The sequence below is a fragment of the Bacillus sp. 1780r2a1 genome (assembly GCA_024134725.1).
Taxonomy (GTDB): Bacteria; Bacillota; Bacilli; order Bacillales; family Bacillaceae_H; genus Priestia; species Priestia aryabhattai_A.
In genome coordinates this window covers 2,237,369-2,255,809 of the sequence record CP099863.1, presented here as the reverse complement: position 1 = coordinate 2,255,809, position 18,441 = coordinate 2,237,369, and the positions used below count along the sequence as shown (strand labels likewise).

Here is an 18,441-nt window from a genome sequence, read left to right as displayed (position 1 = left end):
GATGGAAGGAACTGAAAGCAAAACAGCGTTTATGTTTGAGCGCGTCTCGCCGCAAGAAGACTTGACGGATAGAACCCAACAATTTACAGAGCTCACGGATAAAATTGCCGCTATTGACGACGCATTGGAAAAGAAAATCCAGAAAATTGTAGTGGAAGACGATAGCAAAGGTAAAGTAATAAACGCGATTGTAGAAGAAGCAAAGGAACAAAAAACAAAAAGCATTGCGCTTTTAGAAACGGTAGAAGAAGAAATTGAAAAGCTTGTTTCATCTTACAATGAACAAGTCGATGCAATAAAAAGCCAAAGCATGATGATTACATACAGAGAAATGATGTATTCTACTTCACCTTTTGGGAACGTGCCGAAAGGTCCACCTTATAAGTAATGAAGAGTAGTAGAGAAGTTGAAAATCCCGCTATTAACATAAAGTTGATAGCGGGATTTTTATGGTAAACATAAGTATTAAAATTTCTCTTCACTTCCAATTAATGATGTTCCGTATGAGTTATCAATGATGCATAGCCAGTTACATCTTGATTTTTTTGGAACAATTGTATGGTTGTAGTGCTGAGCAATTTTAATGAATGCCCGCTTAATTCCCTCTTTTCCACGATCTATCTTTCCCGGCTTGATTGCTAAAATAGTATTCTCAGTATAGTACTCCATTAATTCATCAAAGCGTTCAGCTTTAACTAACAAATTACATTCTTTAATAATTTCTTTTAACTCATGCTTCATCATACGTAAACTATATCCATCATAACATGAACTAATCCTGGAGTTTTAAAAGAGATGTAATACTTATCAAAATAATTGATTCAAAAGCCTTGAAAATGTTCCGATATAATACAAAAAAAGAAATGAAATACATTAATTTATACGTGAAATGTAGTAGTTGAGTCTTGAGTATAATTATTCCATTCCGTATATTAAATGGTAAGTAAATAAATAGATAAAAAGTTAGGTAGGAGAATATCAATGAAAGAGACAAAAAGCGAGCGCTTCATCCGCGTAGCGGAAGCTAGAACAAACAAAATTATTGCTTTAATGGAGCTGCTTGGAAACTGTGCAAACAGAAATAACTACGAATACACGGACCAAGAAGTTGCGACCATTATGAAAACATTAGATACGGAGCTTGCAGCGCTGAAGGCAAAGTTTGATCAGCAGAGTGGGAAGAAGAGAGAACGGTTTACGATTAAGGGAGATTGAAATATCTTCCTTTTTTTATTAATAGAAAAAAGAATTGGATAATATTAAGGGGTTTATTCTTATTCCAGAAATGTTCCTTTTTTCCTAGGATCGTGTAAAAAGATAAGTTATAATATTAGTAGTGAAATAGTCTACAGAGTGTAGATTAGTATATATTGCTTAGTTTTAAAGGTGGTCATGAATTGGAAACAAATAACTTTGTATTTCTGGCAGATAAATTTCCTAAGTTAGCAAACATCTGTGAAGAAATTGAAAATATATTTTATCAAGATCCTCAAGCTGTATTGATGAAAGGTCGAGTGTTTTCTGAAGAACTGTTAGAAGAGATAGGTAATCAACACGATGACATAAATAGTATGAAGCATTTAAGGTTAGTGGATCGAATTCAATACTTAGAAAAAGAAGAGGTTTTAACTAAAGATATTGCTCGGTCTTTTGATGCAATAAGGCATTTAGGAAATAAAGCATCACATGCTTATATTGAATATGATTTAGAAAAAGCATTTAAAATGCATAGAAGGCTATTTGATGTATCCGTTTGGTTTATGGAAGTTTATGGTGACTATTCATTTCGTGCACCTAAATATAAAATTCCACAACCGCAAGCTAAAGCAAATGACGACATTGTACATAAATTAGAAGAGAGATTAACATCTAGTTTAGAAGAGAAATTTTCATCATGGTTTGAAACACAAAAGGCTACTGCTGCAGCTGTAGAAACTCCTGAAAAAGTAGAGATTAATCAAAAGATTTCTAAAATAGAAGCAGAAAATAAAAGTAGTACATTAGACTTTGATTTTACTCTTGAAGAAGGAGAAAGTTACCTTCTAACTCAGCTCTCAAAGTTACAAGAATCTTCTCAAGAGGCTATTGAAAATTCCAATCAATTTAGCACGTTTAAAGAATATTTACATGTTAAGCGTTCTATTGAAGATGACTTAGAAAAAGTGTTACGTTCCTCTGGTGAAACTAGTCAATCAAAGTTAATTTTTTTATGTGGTAGTGTTGGAGATGGCAAGTCGCATTTACTAGCTTATATGAAACATAAACACCCTGAATTACTGAGCAAACTCATTATTCATAATGATGCGACTGAGAGTTTTGACCCTGAGAAAAATTCATTGGACACATTAGCTGAAGTTTTAAAGCCTTTTAACGATGAGAATATAAATGGTTCACAAGAAAATCTTGTCTTAGCAATTAATCTAGGTGTACTTCATAACTTTATTGAGTCAAAATATGCAAAAGAAAACTTTAATAAGCTATCTCAATTTATTCATGATTGTAAAGTTTTTGAAGACTCTATATTAACAGAGAACCGAAATCACGAATATTTTGAGTTAATAAGTTTTAGTGATTATCAACCATTTGAACTAACTGAAAAAGGTCCTGTATCATCTTATTACTCAGCACTATTAGAAAGAATTGTGAGGAATTCTGACGATAATCCATTTTATCAAGCATATAAAAAAGATAAGCAAAATAAAATAAGTGGATTTTTTATTGATAATTATGAGCTGCTTATGAATTCTAAAGTACGTGAACGTATTGTTAGCCTTCTAATAGAAGTAATTATTAAACAAAAGATAATTATTTCAACTCGTGCCTTGCTTAACTTTGTTCATGATATTTTAGTTCCAGCAGATAAAAATACGGATTATTTTAATGCTGATACTCTTGAGAAGACAGAAAGATTATTACCGAACTTAATTTTCGACGGTAAAGATCGTTCAACGTTGTTAGCGGCTATTACTCAACTTGATCCTATCCATAAACGTTTAAATACGTTTGATCAAATCTTAATAGAATTAAATAATTCAATGAATATTAAAGAGACTTTTAACGAATATCTAGATTTAACAGAAGTAGCAGCATGGAATGAAGAGGCTGGGGTTTTAGGAAGTTTTCAAGAGTTAAGTAATGCTTCAGCACAGTTGCTTAACCGGACTTTAATTAGATTTTTATTGTTTGTACCTAAAAATCAGGAATTAACGCCAAAGGATTCGAACTACACAAGCTATCTGGTATTTCTATATTATTTTAATAAAGGAAATCGCAGTGGACTAAGAGAGTTGTATGACTTATTAAAAGATTCTATTTTCTTATGGAATGGGAAGCCTAAAGATGGTTATGTTTATATTGATAAATCTAATCAAAATATACAGGTTGCTCAAAAGTTAAAGATTCATCCTCATTTTAAACACTTAAAAGTAAATAATGAAGAAGTGTTAAGTCGCTTTTATTTAACAATGTTGTTAGCTTATGGTGATCAAAACAAAGAGAACCCTATTTTTATAGAAGTTGACTACCCGTTATATCAAATGATGGTGAATTTATCTAAAGGCTATCGACCTAATAAAAAAGATAAAGAAGATTGTATTCAATTTGTTGAATTCATTGAAAAAGTAATGCAGCATGGCGAGAGAAAGAATGAATTAATGTTTGTTAGTGCACAAGAAGGCCTGCAATTTAAATTAAGTTATGATGAAGATTATGAGGAATTCACATTTAGAAGGGAATAAAAAATGGTTGAACAAAGTAACTTACAAGAGTTGAAAAATTCATTATCTATAAAAGAGGAAAAAATCGGTTTAAAACATACAATTAATCGAAAAGCTAAGCTGTTTCCTTTTGTAACAAGAGGAACAGAAAGGCCAAAGTTTAGAAGAGGTTTTGAAGGAGTATTGGGAGAGTTTACGCGCAATATATGTGAAAATACTTTTGAAGGAAGCTTGGAAATAGATGATTTAATCGATGAAATAAGCAACATGGTGAATGTAAATAAAGAAGATCAAGCATATCTCGTCCAAATTTTAAATATGGTCTTGCAGCATAAGAATGGAAAGATAAAAGTGTTTCACCCTCATTTATTTCAGTATTTATCATTAAGTGATGGACCTGAAATGAAAGGTGAACAAGAGATTGGTAAGTTTTTAGCAGATGTGTTAATCGAAGATAGTACAGAATTTCAAAAAATCTTTGAAAAGCAGTTATCACATGATTTAATTTCAAAGCTTATTTTAGATAAATTAAATGGCTTAAGCCAAATAGATGTACAAAAAAAATACGGAAGTAAGCTTCCTTATTTATCTAGATACTTTCAAGATGATTTTTTATTTTTATCTAGATACGAAGATTACTTTAAAACACATTACGAATTACTCTTAAGCTATTACTATTTTATTTATATTTCTCAATTATCAATAAAGTTAGCTCAGCAAAGTAAGGCTAACTTTACCAATAACAATGAAGTATATTTTACTTTAGATTGGGAAGCTACTAGCAAAAGTAGAAAAGGCTATGGGTACGGTTATCAGTTAGTCAAGGACGCTGCCCGTAATCTATTGATTCACGTCAATACATTAGAACATTTAAACACGCTCATGGGGCTGGAAGATTCTACAGTGTACCCAGAACTATTAGATAAGCATGAGGCGTTATCAGAAGAAGAGAGTCAGAGTTTTCTAGAATTGTTAAAACAGTGGATTATAGAATATCGAGTTCACTCTTCCCTACCAGAGATAGAAATATGTAGTGAAGGTACTTATTCTTCATTGGTTGATTTACTGTATTCTAGTATTGAAGAAGCATACCAAAAGCCAAGTATGCAAGGGCCTAGAAATCGCTATTCATTATCGATTGAAGAGATTGGGAAAAAATTCTTTTTGAAAACACGAGGCTCTTTAGGCTATATGCTAAATGTTTCGCAAGACTTGTTCTTATTATTAACGGCTGTTTGTTTGAAAAATGAAAGAAAGTCTTTAAATCAATTATTTATTGATTTAGAAAATAGAGGTATGTACTTTGACCGATACTCAAAAGAAGAGGCAGTCAAACTACTAGATAAACTTAATTTATTAGATAAAAAAAGTGATAGCGGTGATGCACAATATGTTAAACCAATTTTATAAATATCTTTCAGATGAATTAATTCAATACTTAAGGAATACGCCTTTTAAACGAGGAGATCGTTTTTACTTACAATTTGATAATACGAACCAAGTTCAAGAATTTTATAAAATATTAAGTGAAAGTGACTTCGCTCAGCAATTTCAATATAAACATGAGCAAGGTTCCCTCTATAATACTTTTTCAATTAAGCTTTCAGATGGAATGAATGTTGTAGTAGCAGCTACTACGGAGAAGGTTACTCCCGATTTTCTTGTAACTCTTAGAAATCAGGTAGGAGAACAAAAAGGTGTTTGGGCTAATACAGCTTTATTAAGTATTTGTCATGAAACTTTAGATAGTATTCGGGGCGGCAGTAGTGATTTACAAAAAGAAGGAATGCCGTTTAATGTAAAAACGATTTTAATGACTTTAAAAGAAAGAATAGAATCATCTAACGAATTAAAAAAAGTAGATAAAGAAGTGTTAAGCTTTCATCTATCAAAAAAGTTAGATGAAGCTTTTGTTCATTCATCTTTATGGGATTATGAAGAAGTTCTTGGGTTTCTAAATGAAGGTCATATTCAAGTTGATGAATACGCTCGTTTGGGACTATTTTATGATGCAACATTAGATCAATATACACCAAGTCAAATAAAAAAAAGACTTGAAGAAAATTATGGCTTATTTGAAAAAGTACAACATATTCATGAATATGAAAATTTAGATAGCCAATTAGAAAGAAATTTTTCTGAAAAAGGTGTACAGGCTTTAAAGAAAGATAATTGGCAAGAAGAAGAGTACGGAAAAGTGAAGTCGTGGAACGATGAAATTAAAGTACGAACATCTTTAATGTACATAGAGTCTTCTAAAAAGCAAACTAAAGAGCACTTAACATATTGGGAAAAGCCCCATAAGGAAACAAAAGCAGGAGAGAGAAAGCGACATATCATTATTTTCAACCCTAAAAGAGAAAGCCAAGTAAATTTAACATTTGAATTTAGTGATAGATTAAAAAAAGAATATATACATAAAAAATCAGAAAAATTCTGTAGTGTATCAGGAAAGAAACTAATGGTTGCACTACCTTCTGAAGAGAATTTGACTGATTTTTATCAAATAGTATATACACACAATAATGAATCTAGATCAAAGTATGAATTCAATATTACTATCGTAGATTGTGAGCCAAGTTTTCTGCATTCTATTCAAACAATCTATGAAGTGAACGTCCGATCTCAAGCATTAATTCTAAATAAAAAAGACGAAGATATTATTTTCGGTAATGAAAGCGATGAGATAGAAGAAATATTTGTTGAAGAAGAAAATGAGCATATTCAGCCTAAAACGAATACCTTTAAGATTTCATCTAGTTCTTTAGCTTGGGAGGATGATACGCTTAAATTTTCTATTCATACTCCTACAATAAATCTTCGAATCATTGTAAAAGAAGAAGGCATGAGAGTAACGCCAATTACAGGTAACAGAGTATGGAAATTAAAAAGAGAACATCAAGCATCTTTTGAATATAATTCAGAAACAAACAAGTTAAAGCAAAGTACTCGAGAATTCTCAGCGCGCGAAGATTTTAAGGACTTTCTACTAGATGAGATTGCATGGATAGAAAAAGGTTGTCTTTATGCTAAGAGAGAAGTTACTGGGTTAGAAAAGCAAAATTTAAAACTTCAGCAAGAAGTTCTAACAGCATACGAAAATTTGCTTAGTTACTATAAGTCTAAGAAACAGCTTCCAAGTTTATCACATATGGATTCTACACTGCATTCACTATCAGTTGAGTACGTAAGAGCATTTATTAGTGCAGTTGCTGAAATACCCGAAAATACTATTTTAGCAGAAGAGCAAAAAAGTATTTTTAAGCTAGGAAGTATTTATGAACAAAATAAAATTTTGTTTACACCATTGCACCCACTAAATGTTGCATATCAACTTCAAATCCAAGACGAACTGAAAAATCAGCAAGTAGATATGCATATATTAGACAGACTACACCCTAATAATCTTTTACCTTATATCTATGGTGAAGGCTCAGAGCTGTATCGACCGATTACACAAAAAGATGCACCTGAATGGATTATTTATGAACCGTATAATCAAGTAACAATTGGTGAATCTAATGCATTTTTATCAAATGTCATAGAAGAAAAGCTTACTCAGTTTATTGAACACTTTCAATATCTATTTATCAAGCAATCGAAGTCACCAATTCAAATTAATGTAATTAACGTTAACAATGATGAAGAAGTGGTAAAAGGTTTAATTAACTTTATTAAGAAGCAGCTTGATAAAAGAGGCCCTGCTGATATTGTACCAATTGAGGTTGCATTATATATGGAGCGTAACATCATAAGCTCGTTTGAGAGATTCTCTGATTTAGAAACGGTTGAGGAGTTTGAAGAAGTATTTGGTATTTCTTTAGCAACAAAAAAGCTGGATGCATCTGATGTGTTACGTTTTATACGTGAAAATATTTTGTATTATCGTCCATTAAAGCATTCAGAGTATGGGTATGCACACATTTCATTTTATAAAATGAAATCCAATGATCTTCCAGCTCGGAATGCGATGGAGGAAATTGAATCAGGAACTTCATTGGATGGCTTATTATCTTCTTTATCATTTCTTAAAACCACTAATGATTACCGTACAGGGTTTGGTTTAAAGGGTAAAAAAGATAACCCAAATTCCTTAATGCAAGTATCAAAATATTTAAATGAATTAGCTAGTAATTTAGAAAGTGGGGGAACGAATCCTTACCGAAAGAATGAAACGATTGTCACAAGAACGGCTAATTATGACGAACAAATACTTGAGAAGCTTTATGATGCTTCTTATTGGGTAACATTTATCGAGCCAAACGTTGATTTAAATTTCTTTCAAACTGCATCAAGAAATTTATTAGTCATTCATTATAGTGATCAATATTCATCTTCTACACAATATGATGCTATAACTGTTACAGATAAGTCATCTCAATATAAATTGATTATTGAACAGTACTTAGCAGGAAAAGAGCTTTCTATTAATGATAAACAAATTGAGACAGCTATTCATAGTTTTAACAGCTTAAATGGAGAATGGCTACTTCGAATCATTGGAAGTAAAGGTCAATTTTCTCGAGAAAAGTTAAGTATTATATCAGCTATCAAGTATATAATTAGTACACTCGATCACGAAAAAATCCTTTGGATTCCAATCTCTCTAGAAGAAATATTGCGAATAGCAGGGGTTGTTAAACTAACCAAAAGTGAAGGTGTCTTTTCTGCTAAAAACTTAAATGTTAAAGGAATGCATAGTGATGACTTATTGTTAATTGGAATAGAAACTGATAATAATGAAATATATGTTCACTATTATCCAGTTGAAGTAAAGATTGGTTATAATCAAGATTCAACTATTGCTAAAGCTAAAGAACAAATCAATAAAACACATAAACTCTTTAGTACGCAGCTTTCAAAAGTAGATGAAGATGGTGAATTTCTATTTAAAAACAAGTTTTTTAGAAACTTCTTTGTGCAATTATTAATTGCAAATGCTCAAAAATTTATTTCAAGCAAGATTTGGCCAGAGAAAAACTATGAAAAAGTAGAAGAGTTAAAAGAAAGACTTTTAAATGATAAATATGAATTTAGCAATGAAATTAACCATTGGATTGGTAAAGGTGCTGTATTGTCATTTAAAAAAGAGCAAACATGGAGATCTGTTAAGCTTGAAGAAGATATTTTACTTGTTGATCTCACTGAAGAAGATGGTTACCAAGGAGTAATGACAGAGATTCAAATATTAAAAGAAAATATTATAAATGGAAAAACAGACATTAGAGTGGAGAATTTACTAGCTTATAATTATAAGGCTTCTAAATCTGTTGTTAACTTTGAATACTCTAGTAATGTTAAACCACACATAATTGTAGCAGAAAAGAATGAATCAACAATAGCTGATAATAAAAGAGCTGTTTCTGTAATAGAGGATATAGATACTGAGGCGAAAATGGAAACGATTAATAGTGTTACAGAAACTAATAATAATCAAGTAGAAGATTTAACACCGGCTGTAAATGTACAAAAAGAGTTAAAAGATATTCGAGTTTTGCTAGGAACTGTTGAAGGTTCGACTAAAGATGTTTATTGGGAATACGGCCACACTGAATTAGCTAACCGTCATATTTTAATTTCAGGGAAATCTGGACAAGGAAAAAGTTATTTTATACAGTGTTTATTGCTAGAGCTCGCTCAGAGTGGTATTTCTAATATCATTTTTGATTACACAGATGGATTCAAAAACTCTAAGCTTGAACCAGAGTTTAAAGAAAAGTTAGGGGACAAACTAGAGCAGTTCTTCGTAGTTAGAGACGGCTTTCCAATTAATCCTTTTAAGCGTAATCAAAAAGAGTTAGATGAAGATCTTTATATTGATGAAGATAATACAGATATAGCAGAAAGAATTAAAGCGGTATTTTCATCTATTTATAGAGACTTAGGAATTCAGCAACAAAATGCCATTTATGAAGCTGTATTAAGTGGTTTAGATAAGTACCAAGACGAGATGAACCTAGAACGATTAATAACGGAACTAGAAGAAGATGGGTCAGGTCCTGCTAAAACTGCACGCTCTCAAATTAAACCTTTAATTGACAAAAATCCTTTTAATAGTAAGGAAACTTATAATTGGAGTGAGCTATTAGGTGATAAAGGGAAGGTATTTATTGTTCAATTAACAGGTTATAACAGAGAGGTACAAATGATGATTACAGAATTTATTCTATGGGATATGTGGAATCATCAACTAAATCATGGCGATAAAAGTAGACCATTACCTGTTATTTTAGACGAAGCTCAAAATTTAGATCATCGTGAATATTCGCCAAGTGCTAAAATATTAACAGAAGGGCGAAAGTTTGGTTGGTCTGGATGGTATGCTACCCAATCTCTAAGAGGTCAATTTAGTACAGACGAAATTTCAAGGTTGCAAAATGCAAGTCAAAAAATCTATTTTATGCCACCAGAAAACGAAATTAGTGCAATTGCATCAAATCTTTCTCAAGATAGTGCAGTTCGCAAAGAGTGGGAAAAGAAACTAGCCACCTTAAAAAAGGGGCAGTGTGTAGTATCCGGTCCTATGTTACAACCGGATGGCACGTTAAAACAAGCGCAGCCTGTAGTAATTAATATAAGTAGTTTAAACAGTAGGTTGAATTAATAAAAAGTAGCGGTGTATGAGCCGCTACTTTTTTAATATAAATCTTTAAGCAGAGAAGCAATATAAGTATCATTTAACCAATAGCATTGTTTTGTAATTTTTTGACCGTCCGGTAATGTTACTTTATCATTGCCATTTTGAGCTTTAGGGCGAATATGGCTTACACCGTTAAAGTCTTTTTTAGGGAAGTTATTATGTATTCTAGATGATTTACCGTAAGGCTTTTCTTGAATAACAACACCGTTTTGAAGAATGGTATTTACTTCTTGCCATAACTGTTTCATCTTAGTTTCAATTGTATTAACAGGCATATTCCAAAGTTTAATACCTTTAAAGTATGCTTCACGGTTTGGATTATCTTTTTCAGTTTCTTTATATTGAAATACAACGAATAAAAACTTCGTATCGTAGAAAGTCTGTCGAAGCTCACTTTCCTCCCAACTTTCTGTAGCCCAAGCATTGAAGTCTATATTTTTAAAAGACATACTTTCTTTAGGAACGCCAGTAGGTTTTAGTCTAACTGTTTTAAACTGAATATTTGCTTTTGAGAACTCTTCAACTCCATCTAATTTTGTTCCTTTAATACCCAGTAATGCACTAATGACTTGAGGGATAAAACTTTTAGCTCGAGGATTACAATTAACATTCAAACGTGCAGCTATTTCCTTGGGTGTTAGTCCCTTGTATGGTGCAAACCTATCAGCTAAAATTTCTTCTAATGATTTCTTTTTTAACTCGTTAGCCGAGGTAAAACTAACTAATTGATCGTTATGTAAATATTTTCTTACTAGAGCAGTCATATAAGATTGTTTTAAAGAAAAAGCTCGTTGCATAGCACGTAGAGAAGAGTTAGGTTGTTCCCGCAAAGAATTTTTATTAGCTCCTTTAGAGCAAGCACCGAGATAATTTGTATCTCCTTCAGATAGTTCATGAGCTTTTCCTGCCTTAACTTTATTAACTATCGTGTGCCAATCTTGTTTAATAATTTCTAAATCCGCTTCTGGAAAAGTAAATAAAATACTTTTAAACAGCTTTAAATCTTCGCGTTCTATACCTGGAATCCATTCGTAAAACATTAGTAAAAGGTTTTGATTTTTTTTCCAAAAGCTTGATGTTTCAAACGTGTACTTAACTTCTTCCAAGTAATTAATAATATTAAGTACCAATCTTTCTTTTGCAGAGAATGTTTTATTTTTGTTTTTCTTAAAAGGGGTCACTTTAAGTTCTAAGTTTAAATGTTCAAAGTCTGGTCGAGCATCGGAATTAATCTTATAGCCAAATAGGCTCTCTTCAATAACTTGACCAAAGCTCCCCTTAGAATTTTTGTTAGAGAGTCGATTATAAGAGTCTATCTCTTTAAATGTTTTTCCTTCAGCTTCTTTTGCTTTCAACATTACTTCATCAGTTGTTAGATATTCCATTACTTAACTCCTTATATTATTTATGTTTTTACAATTAAAGGATATAGTGTAATTATAATATATCAAGGTATATATTGCTAGAATTGGTGAATAATATAAGAAAAAGGCTTCTACATTACCCGTAGAAGCCTTTTTCTTATAACATTGTTGGTTGTTCAAAACCTTGTTCGTGAAATTTTTCCATATCTAGATTGTAAACCTCTTTAATTCTTTCACCCATTAATGCTACTAGTCCTACAACTAAAGCATTTCCCATACAAAAATATCGAGTTCTTAAAGGCATCCCTGTTTCAGTCCACTTTGCAGGAAAGTCATTTAATCGTTCGCACTCTTCTGGCGATAAATAACGAAGGCGTTTAGTATAAGGATCTTGAATAACGTGTGAACTGCGGTTAGAAGTACCTTCACTAGTTAGCATTGTTCTTCCTGGCAGCGTAAGGGGGTCTGGAAAGGACATTCCACCTTCTGAATAAGTATATTTATGGCCTGTTTGTGCAATTCTCTCAATTTTTTTCGGACCTTTAAGGTATTTTAATTCTTCTAGTTCAGTGCGTCCTTTTTTATTAATCTTCGATTCATCAAGGTAAAATCTCTCATCTACTGGACCAAGTTCTTGATAAATTTCTTCAACTACTTCACCCAAAGTTTTTGACGATTTTGTCAGAGGAATTAGTTCAGCTGTATAAACTTTACCATCACGCATAATACCTGCATTTCGATAATTTTCGCTAAACTCATCCGAGACATCGACGATATCACGTGGTAACGTAACAAATTTATCTTTATGTTTTAGTGAAGGTTCTTTCTCAACTTTAAATGAAGGAGCAAAGAACCCCTTTTTATGAAGAATATCTTTTTCATCTAATTTAGCTTGCTGTGTAGCAAATTCAGTTTCAACTGTGTAAGCAAAGATAAAAACTCTGCGTCTACGCTGAGCAAAACCATAATCAGCTGCATTAATTACACGCCACTCAACGTAATAGCCAGCATCACGAAATGCTGTTAGCATTATAGAGAAGTCTCTTCCACGTTGTTTAGAGGGTGATTTTAACAATCTATCTACATTTTCTAAAAGAACGTATTTTGGCTTTTTATATTGGATGATGTTCATGATTTCCCAGAACAAAACCCCTTTTTTACCTTGAATACCTTTTTCACCAGATAAGGAACGTGCAACCGAATAGTCTTGACAAGGGAAACCACCAACTAGTAAATCGTGATCTGTGATGTCTTTCCATACTTGCGCGATGTCCTCATTTACATGAGATGAGTCATCTCCAAAGTTTTCTATATAGCAGTTAAACGCATGCTGACTTTTAGTGGATGGCTCCCATTGATTCATCCAACTAACATCAAAACCTCCTGCGTTTTCTAAGCCTAAACGAAATCCGCCAACACCGGCAAACAGTTCAGCTACTTTAATATCTTTCATTACCAAATAAGAACATCCTTTCGGTTTAGAATAAAACTTAACTTCTATTATAATAAAAATTGCTAGAAAGATCAATAGGAAAGAACCAATAGTATTAATTTTTTAATTATATAATATGGAAGAGAAAAGGAAATTAACTCAACTCAAGCTAATTTGAATTATTCTGTTAGCCCTTTCCCAACCAATTCCCCATAATGCCCAACCTCAACCCCGTCAACTTCTCTTGCAACCACCGCAGCATCTGCCATCGACAGCTGCGCAGCATAAATTACGTGGTCTGGATACGCTTTTGTTAGCGCCGCTAAACCTTGATACACAGCATCTAGATACTCTCGTTTTTTCCCGTTCATAATCAGATGAAAAGTATTAGGAAGTAGATGAGACTTAGCTTCTATAGAAGAGTCAAATTTAGCTAATGCTTGCATGGTACCGTCAACTGTTTGAGGATTAGTAAAGGCAAGAATAACAGGCTTTTTTTCAGCTTTTAGCTGTGAAAATAATAGTTCGTCAATTTTAATAATGGGAACTGAGAAATCCATTAGCGGTAGGTGGGCTGTGAAAAAGGTGCATGTGACTAAAATAGCATCCACGTGACAAGAAGAAATCCATCTCATTGTATTGGCGAGCTTACTTTGAATAAATTCTGGTTTAAAGTGAGCATCAGCTTTTTGTCGGTCGAATCCGGGTTCGACGAAATGAATGAGTTCAGCTTGATGGGAGCTAAGCATTTTTTCAATGACTTCGATGTTTGAGTGGTGTGCATGTAAGCAAGCGATTGTTTTGGGCATGGTATCAGTTCCTTTTTTCGTTTACCCCATCATATCATGGATAAAAAAGGGCAGCTGCCTATTTACATGAAAAGACAAATATAATATGATAATAGCAACAATGAAAACGTCAATGAGACGAAGTCAAAACTAGACGAGGTGCTTTTATGAGCGGGGTAGTATCGAAATAGGATTAATTTAGCTAAATGAATACACGAGACGAAGGTGCGTTTTTAAAAGAAAAATGCGTAACCTTTAGTTTGTGTTGAATTCATTTAGACGCCTATGAAGATACCTACACCCCATACAAAGCGTATCCACCGCAAGCAATTGCGTTTGTTTGGTGATACATTTATGCCTTGTATACGTGCGAAAGCTGTGGGATCTAACTGATTCTGCAGCTTTTTTGTTTATTTTTAGTATTATATGTTGCTCATTGGCTTCTCATTGAGTAGGTATCTTCATTATGAACACCATCATAGTGAGGAGTAAAAAAGATGAATGAAATGACATTTGAAACATTGCAATATCGTGAGTTAAAGGAACTTGTGAAATCTTATTGCGTTAGCGATTTAGGAAAGGATTTGCTTGATCGCTTACAGCCAAGCGCATCTCTTAACGTTGTCAAAACGCGCCTGCGTGAAACGACAGAAGCAAGAAGATTATTAGATGCAGAAAGCCACGTACCTTTAATGGGAATCTCAGCAATTAAGCATATTATGACAAAAGCTGAAAAAGGCATGCTTTTAGAAGCGAGTGATTTACTTGAGGTGTCTGACTTTTTACGAGGGTGTCGCCGAGTGAAGACGTTTATGCTTGAAAAAGAATTCTTTGCCCCGATGCTGTCGTCGTATGCGAAGTCCATGACGGAGTTTCGGACTATTGAAGAAGAAATTAACGCAGCGATTAAAGGCAATCGAGTGGATTCAGAAGCGAGTAAAGAGTTAAAGCGAATTCGTCGCCATATTGAATCAACAGAAGCAACCATTCAAGAACGCTTAGCGAAATTTTTGCGAAGCGGTGCGAACAAAGACTATATCCAAGAATTTTTTGTGAGTAAAAAAGATGATCGCTACACAATTCCTATAAAAGCTTCTTATAAAAAGCACGTGCAGGGAACAATTATTGAAGTCTCATCAAAAGGAACAACGGTCTTTATGGAGCCAACCGTCGTTGCAAAATTAAACAACGAGCTTGCGACGTTAAAGGTAGAGGAATCTGTAGAAGAGTACCAAGTGCTTGCGACGCTCTCAGGTCTGGTAATGGAACAGCTTCCTGCCATTAAAATCAACGTTGAGCTTATTGCGCAGTATGACATGGTATTCGCCAAAGGAAAGTATAGCCGCAGCATCAGCGGGGTTGAGCCTGGATTAAATGATCACGGTTATATCAGCATAGTAGATGGAAAACATCCGCTTTTAAAAGGAAATGTTGTACCTTTGAACTTTACAATAGGTGAAGAATATCGAGGGCTCATTATTACAGGACCAAACGCCGGTGGGAAGACCGTTGTATTAAAAACGATTGGACTGCTTACGCTTGCTGCGATGTCAGGATTTCATATTGCGGTGGGAAAAGGAACAGAAGTTTCTTTATTTGAACGAATTTTTGTCGATATCGGTGACCACCAAAGTATTGAAAACGCGCTAAGTACATTTTCATCTCATATGAAAAACATGGCGGACATTTTAGCAAGTGCAAATCACCGGACGCTGCTTTTATTTGATGAAATTGGGAGCGGTACAGAACCAAACGAAGGTGCAGCTCTTGCCATTTCAATCATTGAAGAGTTTTACCATAAAGGATGCATGACCGTTGCAACGACGCACTACGGAGAGATTAAGCGATTCTCTGAAATGCATCCTGACTTTATGAACGCGGCCATGAAGTTTAACAGCGAAACGTTAGAGCCACTTTATCAGCTAGTCATTGGAGCATCAGGTGAGAGCAATGCGCTTTGGATTTCGAAAAAAATGAATGTGAGTGACGCAGTCATTGAGCGAGCAAAAGCGTACATGGCACATAAAGAATACAACTTCACGCTTGTCGATGAAAACAAGAAACGAAAGCCAAAAGTAGTGGAACAACAGAAAGAAAAGCTGTATGACTATGAAATAGGTGATAAAGTAACGCTGTTAGATGAGAAAGAATCTGCTCTTATTTATAAAAAAAGAGATAGCTACAATAATGTGACCGTGTTCTATAATGGAGCGTTTAAAGAAATAAACACTAAACGCATTGAGCTCGAATTGCCAGCAAGCGAACTGTATCCACCTGGTTACGACCTAAACTCACTTTTTGTTTCGCATCAAGAGCGAAAGATGCAGCACGACTTTGAGCGTGGTTCGAAAAAGGCATTAAAGAAAGTTGAAAAGGAGATGCGAAAGCAAAAAGGAGAGAATTTTAACGATTAACCGCTGCGTCCAAATGCTTTAGAGCATGTAAGCGGAGTGGTAGATTGTTCATAGGGGGTTAATCTCCCAAACATACAAAACCATATCGCCATATAGAATTAACTTGTAAAAAGAGATAATTTGTACAAGGTTAAAGCAATATGTATTACTAAGGAGGTGCTTAGCATTTATAAAATTTCTATCCTTGGAAATGCATGTGCTGGAAAAACGACGCTGAGTAAAAACCTTAGTAAGAAGCTAAATATTCCATTCTATAGTATTGACGAAGAGTTAAAGACTTTAAGAACAACACCTTTTCCAACGCGACAACAAATCAGACATTTTTCTCGAGAACTAGGTAAGTTAATGGGAAAAGACAGTTGGATTATAGAGGGATGGTGCCCTCGAGCTGTTTATGAGAGCCGATTTCAAGAGTCAAATATAATTATTTTTTTGGATGTTCCTCTGTCTGTTTGTATGGAGAGGATGCATAGCCGTTTACTAAATGGAAACTTAACCAACGACATAAAACGAAAGATAGTAGATCGAGCAACAGATAAAATATGTACATTTGAACAACATGTTAAACCGGTTATTTTAAATCTCATGAATAACTATAGGAAGAAAGATCAATCAAAGACTATTATTCATCTTACTGAAAACAGTAACGAGGAGGAGTTGATAAGAAGTTTAAAAGAAACATACGCATAGTTAAACGAAATGAAAACCCGCTGCTCTTTGGAGCCGGGTTTTTTCTTTTCTAACTGATTGTTGAAATAAAAAAGCCCTACTTAGCATGATGCATGTAAAATATCTCCTGACCTATGTAAAAAAGAACCTCGCTTTGCCAAACAGAAAGAATTTAACTTAACGGACTTTGTTAATGAACCTAAAACAACCAAAGAAACCCAAAAGAAATCCGCAAAAAAACGAAAAAGCTAATTATTTGTTATTTTTTGAATTGGCATAATATTTGCATTATTTATCAATGAGCGCAAATCGACGTTCTTAAATACTAAAAATGTGGGGAGTGTAAAAGAAATGAAAAAATTAGTAAAGATGGTTACAACTGTTGGTCTTTCTATTGGGTTACTGGCTGGACATGCATCTGTTGAAGCAGCAGGAAAAAATTATACGTATTATAGTTATGGAGATACAGCAAATGTTACAAAATCAACCACGTACGGAGTTAATTTAATGGGAGGATCAACAGATGTAGATGAAGCAATGCTGTGGATGGCAAAGAAAGCCAACGGTGGAGATTTTGTGGTCTTAAGAGCTTCTGGTAGTGATGGATACAATCAATATTTATACGATTTAGCAGCACAAAACGGTGCTGGCTTAAACTCAGTTGAAACCATTGTATTAAATAATCGTAATGCTGCTTCTGACTCATTTGTACTTGATAAGGTATCAAAAGCAGAAGCTGTTTTCTTCGCTGGTGGCGACCAGTCTTTATATGTAAACTATATAAAGGATACGCCGCTTGAAGACACACTCAACAATTTAATTTCTATTAATAAGGTTCCAATAGGCGGTACGAGTGCTGGACTTGCTATTCAAGGGCAGTTTGTCTACGATGCTGCAAACGGTTCGGTATACTCAGATGAAGCGTTAAGTAATCCAGGTAATCGGTACATGACATTTACGCGTAATTTTTTAAGTAACCCTTATTTAACAAGCACTATCACAGATTCACACTTTGAACAGCGTGATCGTATGGGGAGATTTGTTGGCTTTATGGCCCGTAATATAATGGATGGTTGGACAACCCAAGCAAAAGGAATTGCTGTTAATGAACAAACAGCTTTATTACTGGAAGCAGATGGCTCAGCAAAAGTTGTTTCTCAGCCTGGTAGTACAAATGCGGCCGTTTATGTTGGACGTACGACAAGTGCACCAACAAGCAGTTTAAGTTCACCATTAACAATGAAAGATATTGAAATGACGAAGTTAAAAACAGGTGATACCTTCTCTTTTTCTAACTGGTCAAGTAGTAATGGCTTTCAGTACAAACTCAATGCTCAAAATGGGGTTTTGACGTCAACAACAGGAAATATTTATGGAAACTAAAACAAGGCAATTTAAAAGTAAATTCGCACCGTTTT

Annotated in this window: 12 protein-coding genes; 8 read left to right on the top strand and 4 right to left on the bottom strand. The window is 33.8% G+C overall.

All coding sequences use genetic code 11. The features are described from left to right. Position 1 precedes the first annotated feature (1 nt). Positions 2-388, top strand: coding sequence for a hypothetical protein (locus NIZ91_11400; GenBank protein ID USY53364.1), 387 nt, complete (start codon positions 2-4; stop codon positions 386-388). Between the two features lie 77 nt (positions 389-465). On the opposite strand, the gene NIZ91_11395 is transcribed toward NIZ91_11400, so the two are convergent. Continuing rightward, positions 466-741 (bottom strand): hypothetical protein, encoded by a 276-nt coding sequence (locus NIZ91_11395; GenBank protein USY57155.1) that lies wholly within the window; start codon positions 739-741, stop codon positions 466-468. Between the two features lie 240 nt (positions 742-981). Between NIZ91_11395 and NIZ91_11390 the strand changes: the two genes are divergently transcribed. The 4 genes from NIZ91_11390 (at position 982) to dptH (ending at position 10,320) form a co-directional block, all read left to right on the top strand. Then, complete coding sequence (locus NIZ91_11390) at positions 982-1,215, top strand: hypothetical protein (GenBank protein ID USY53363.1); 234 nt, start codon at positions 982-984, stop codon at positions 1,213-1,215. Between the two features lie 182 nt (positions 1,216-1,397). Beyond that, positions 1,398-3,737: a DNA phosphorothioation-dependent restriction protein DptF gene (dptF, locus tag NIZ91_11385; GenBank protein ID USY53362.1), complete on the top strand. Its 2,340-nt coding sequence runs from the start codon at positions 1,398-1,400 to the stop codon at positions 3,735-3,737. A 3-nt stretch (positions 3,738-3,740) separates the two neighbouring features. Further along, positions 3,741-5,126, top strand: a complete 1,386-nt coding sequence (gene dptG, locus NIZ91_11380) for a DNA phosphorothioation-dependent restriction protein DptG (protein USY53361.1) — start codon at positions 3,741-3,743, stop codon at positions 5,124-5,126. Continuing rightward, a complete protein-coding gene (gene dptH, locus NIZ91_11375) occupies positions 5,107-10,320 on the top strand; it encodes a DNA phosphorothioation-dependent restriction protein DptH (protein USY53360.1) in 5,214 nt (1,737 codons plus the stop codon). The genes dptG and dptH overlap by 20 nt, the downstream gene beginning before the upstream one ends. 32 nt (positions 10,321-10,352) lie before the next feature. On the opposite strand, the gene NIZ91_11370 is transcribed toward dptH, so the two are convergent. The 3 genes from NIZ91_11370 to NIZ91_11360 all read right to left on the bottom strand — a co-directional run bounded on the left by NIZ91_11370 (position 10,353) and on the right by NIZ91_11360 (position 13,961). Next, positions 10,353-11,741, bottom strand: coding sequence for a restriction endonuclease (locus NIZ91_11370; GenBank protein USY53359.1), 1,389 nt, complete (start codon positions 11,739-11,741; stop codon positions 10,353-10,355). Positions 11,742-11,877: 136 nt separating this feature from the next. Next, complete coding sequence (gene dcm, locus NIZ91_11365; GenBank protein ID USY57154.1) at positions 11,878-13,173, bottom strand: DNA (cytosine-5-)-methyltransferase; 1,296 nt, start codon at positions 13,171-13,173, stop codon at positions 11,878-11,880. 158 nt (positions 13,174-13,331) lie between these two features. Then, positions 13,332-13,961 (bottom strand): hypothetical protein, encoded by a 630-nt coding sequence (locus NIZ91_11360; protein ID USY53358.1) that lies wholly within the window; start codon positions 13,959-13,961, stop codon positions 13,332-13,334. Positions 13,962-14,437: 476 nt separating this feature from the next. Between NIZ91_11360 and NIZ91_11355 the strand changes: the two genes are divergently transcribed. From NIZ91_11355 to NIZ91_11345, 3 genes are all read left to right on the top strand, one after another. After that, positions 14,438-16,354, top strand: coding sequence for an endonuclease MutS2 (locus NIZ91_11355; GenBank protein ID USY53357.1), 1,917 nt, complete (start codon positions 14,438-14,440; stop codon positions 16,352-16,354). A gap of 120 nt (positions 16,355-16,474) precedes the next feature. Continuing rightward, a complete protein-coding gene (locus tag NIZ91_11350) occupies positions 16,475-17,044 on the top strand; it encodes a hypothetical protein (protein ID USY53356.1) in 570 nt (189 codons plus the stop codon). A 330-nt stretch (positions 17,045-17,374) separates the two neighbouring features. Then, positions 17,375-18,406 carry a cyanophycinase gene (locus tag NIZ91_11345; GenBank protein USY53355.1) on the top strand — a complete coding sequence of 344 codons (1,032 nt, stop codon included), beginning with the start codon at positions 17,375-17,377 and terminating at the stop codon, positions 18,404-18,406. The last annotated feature ends 35 nt before the right edge of the window (positions 18,407-18,441 follow it).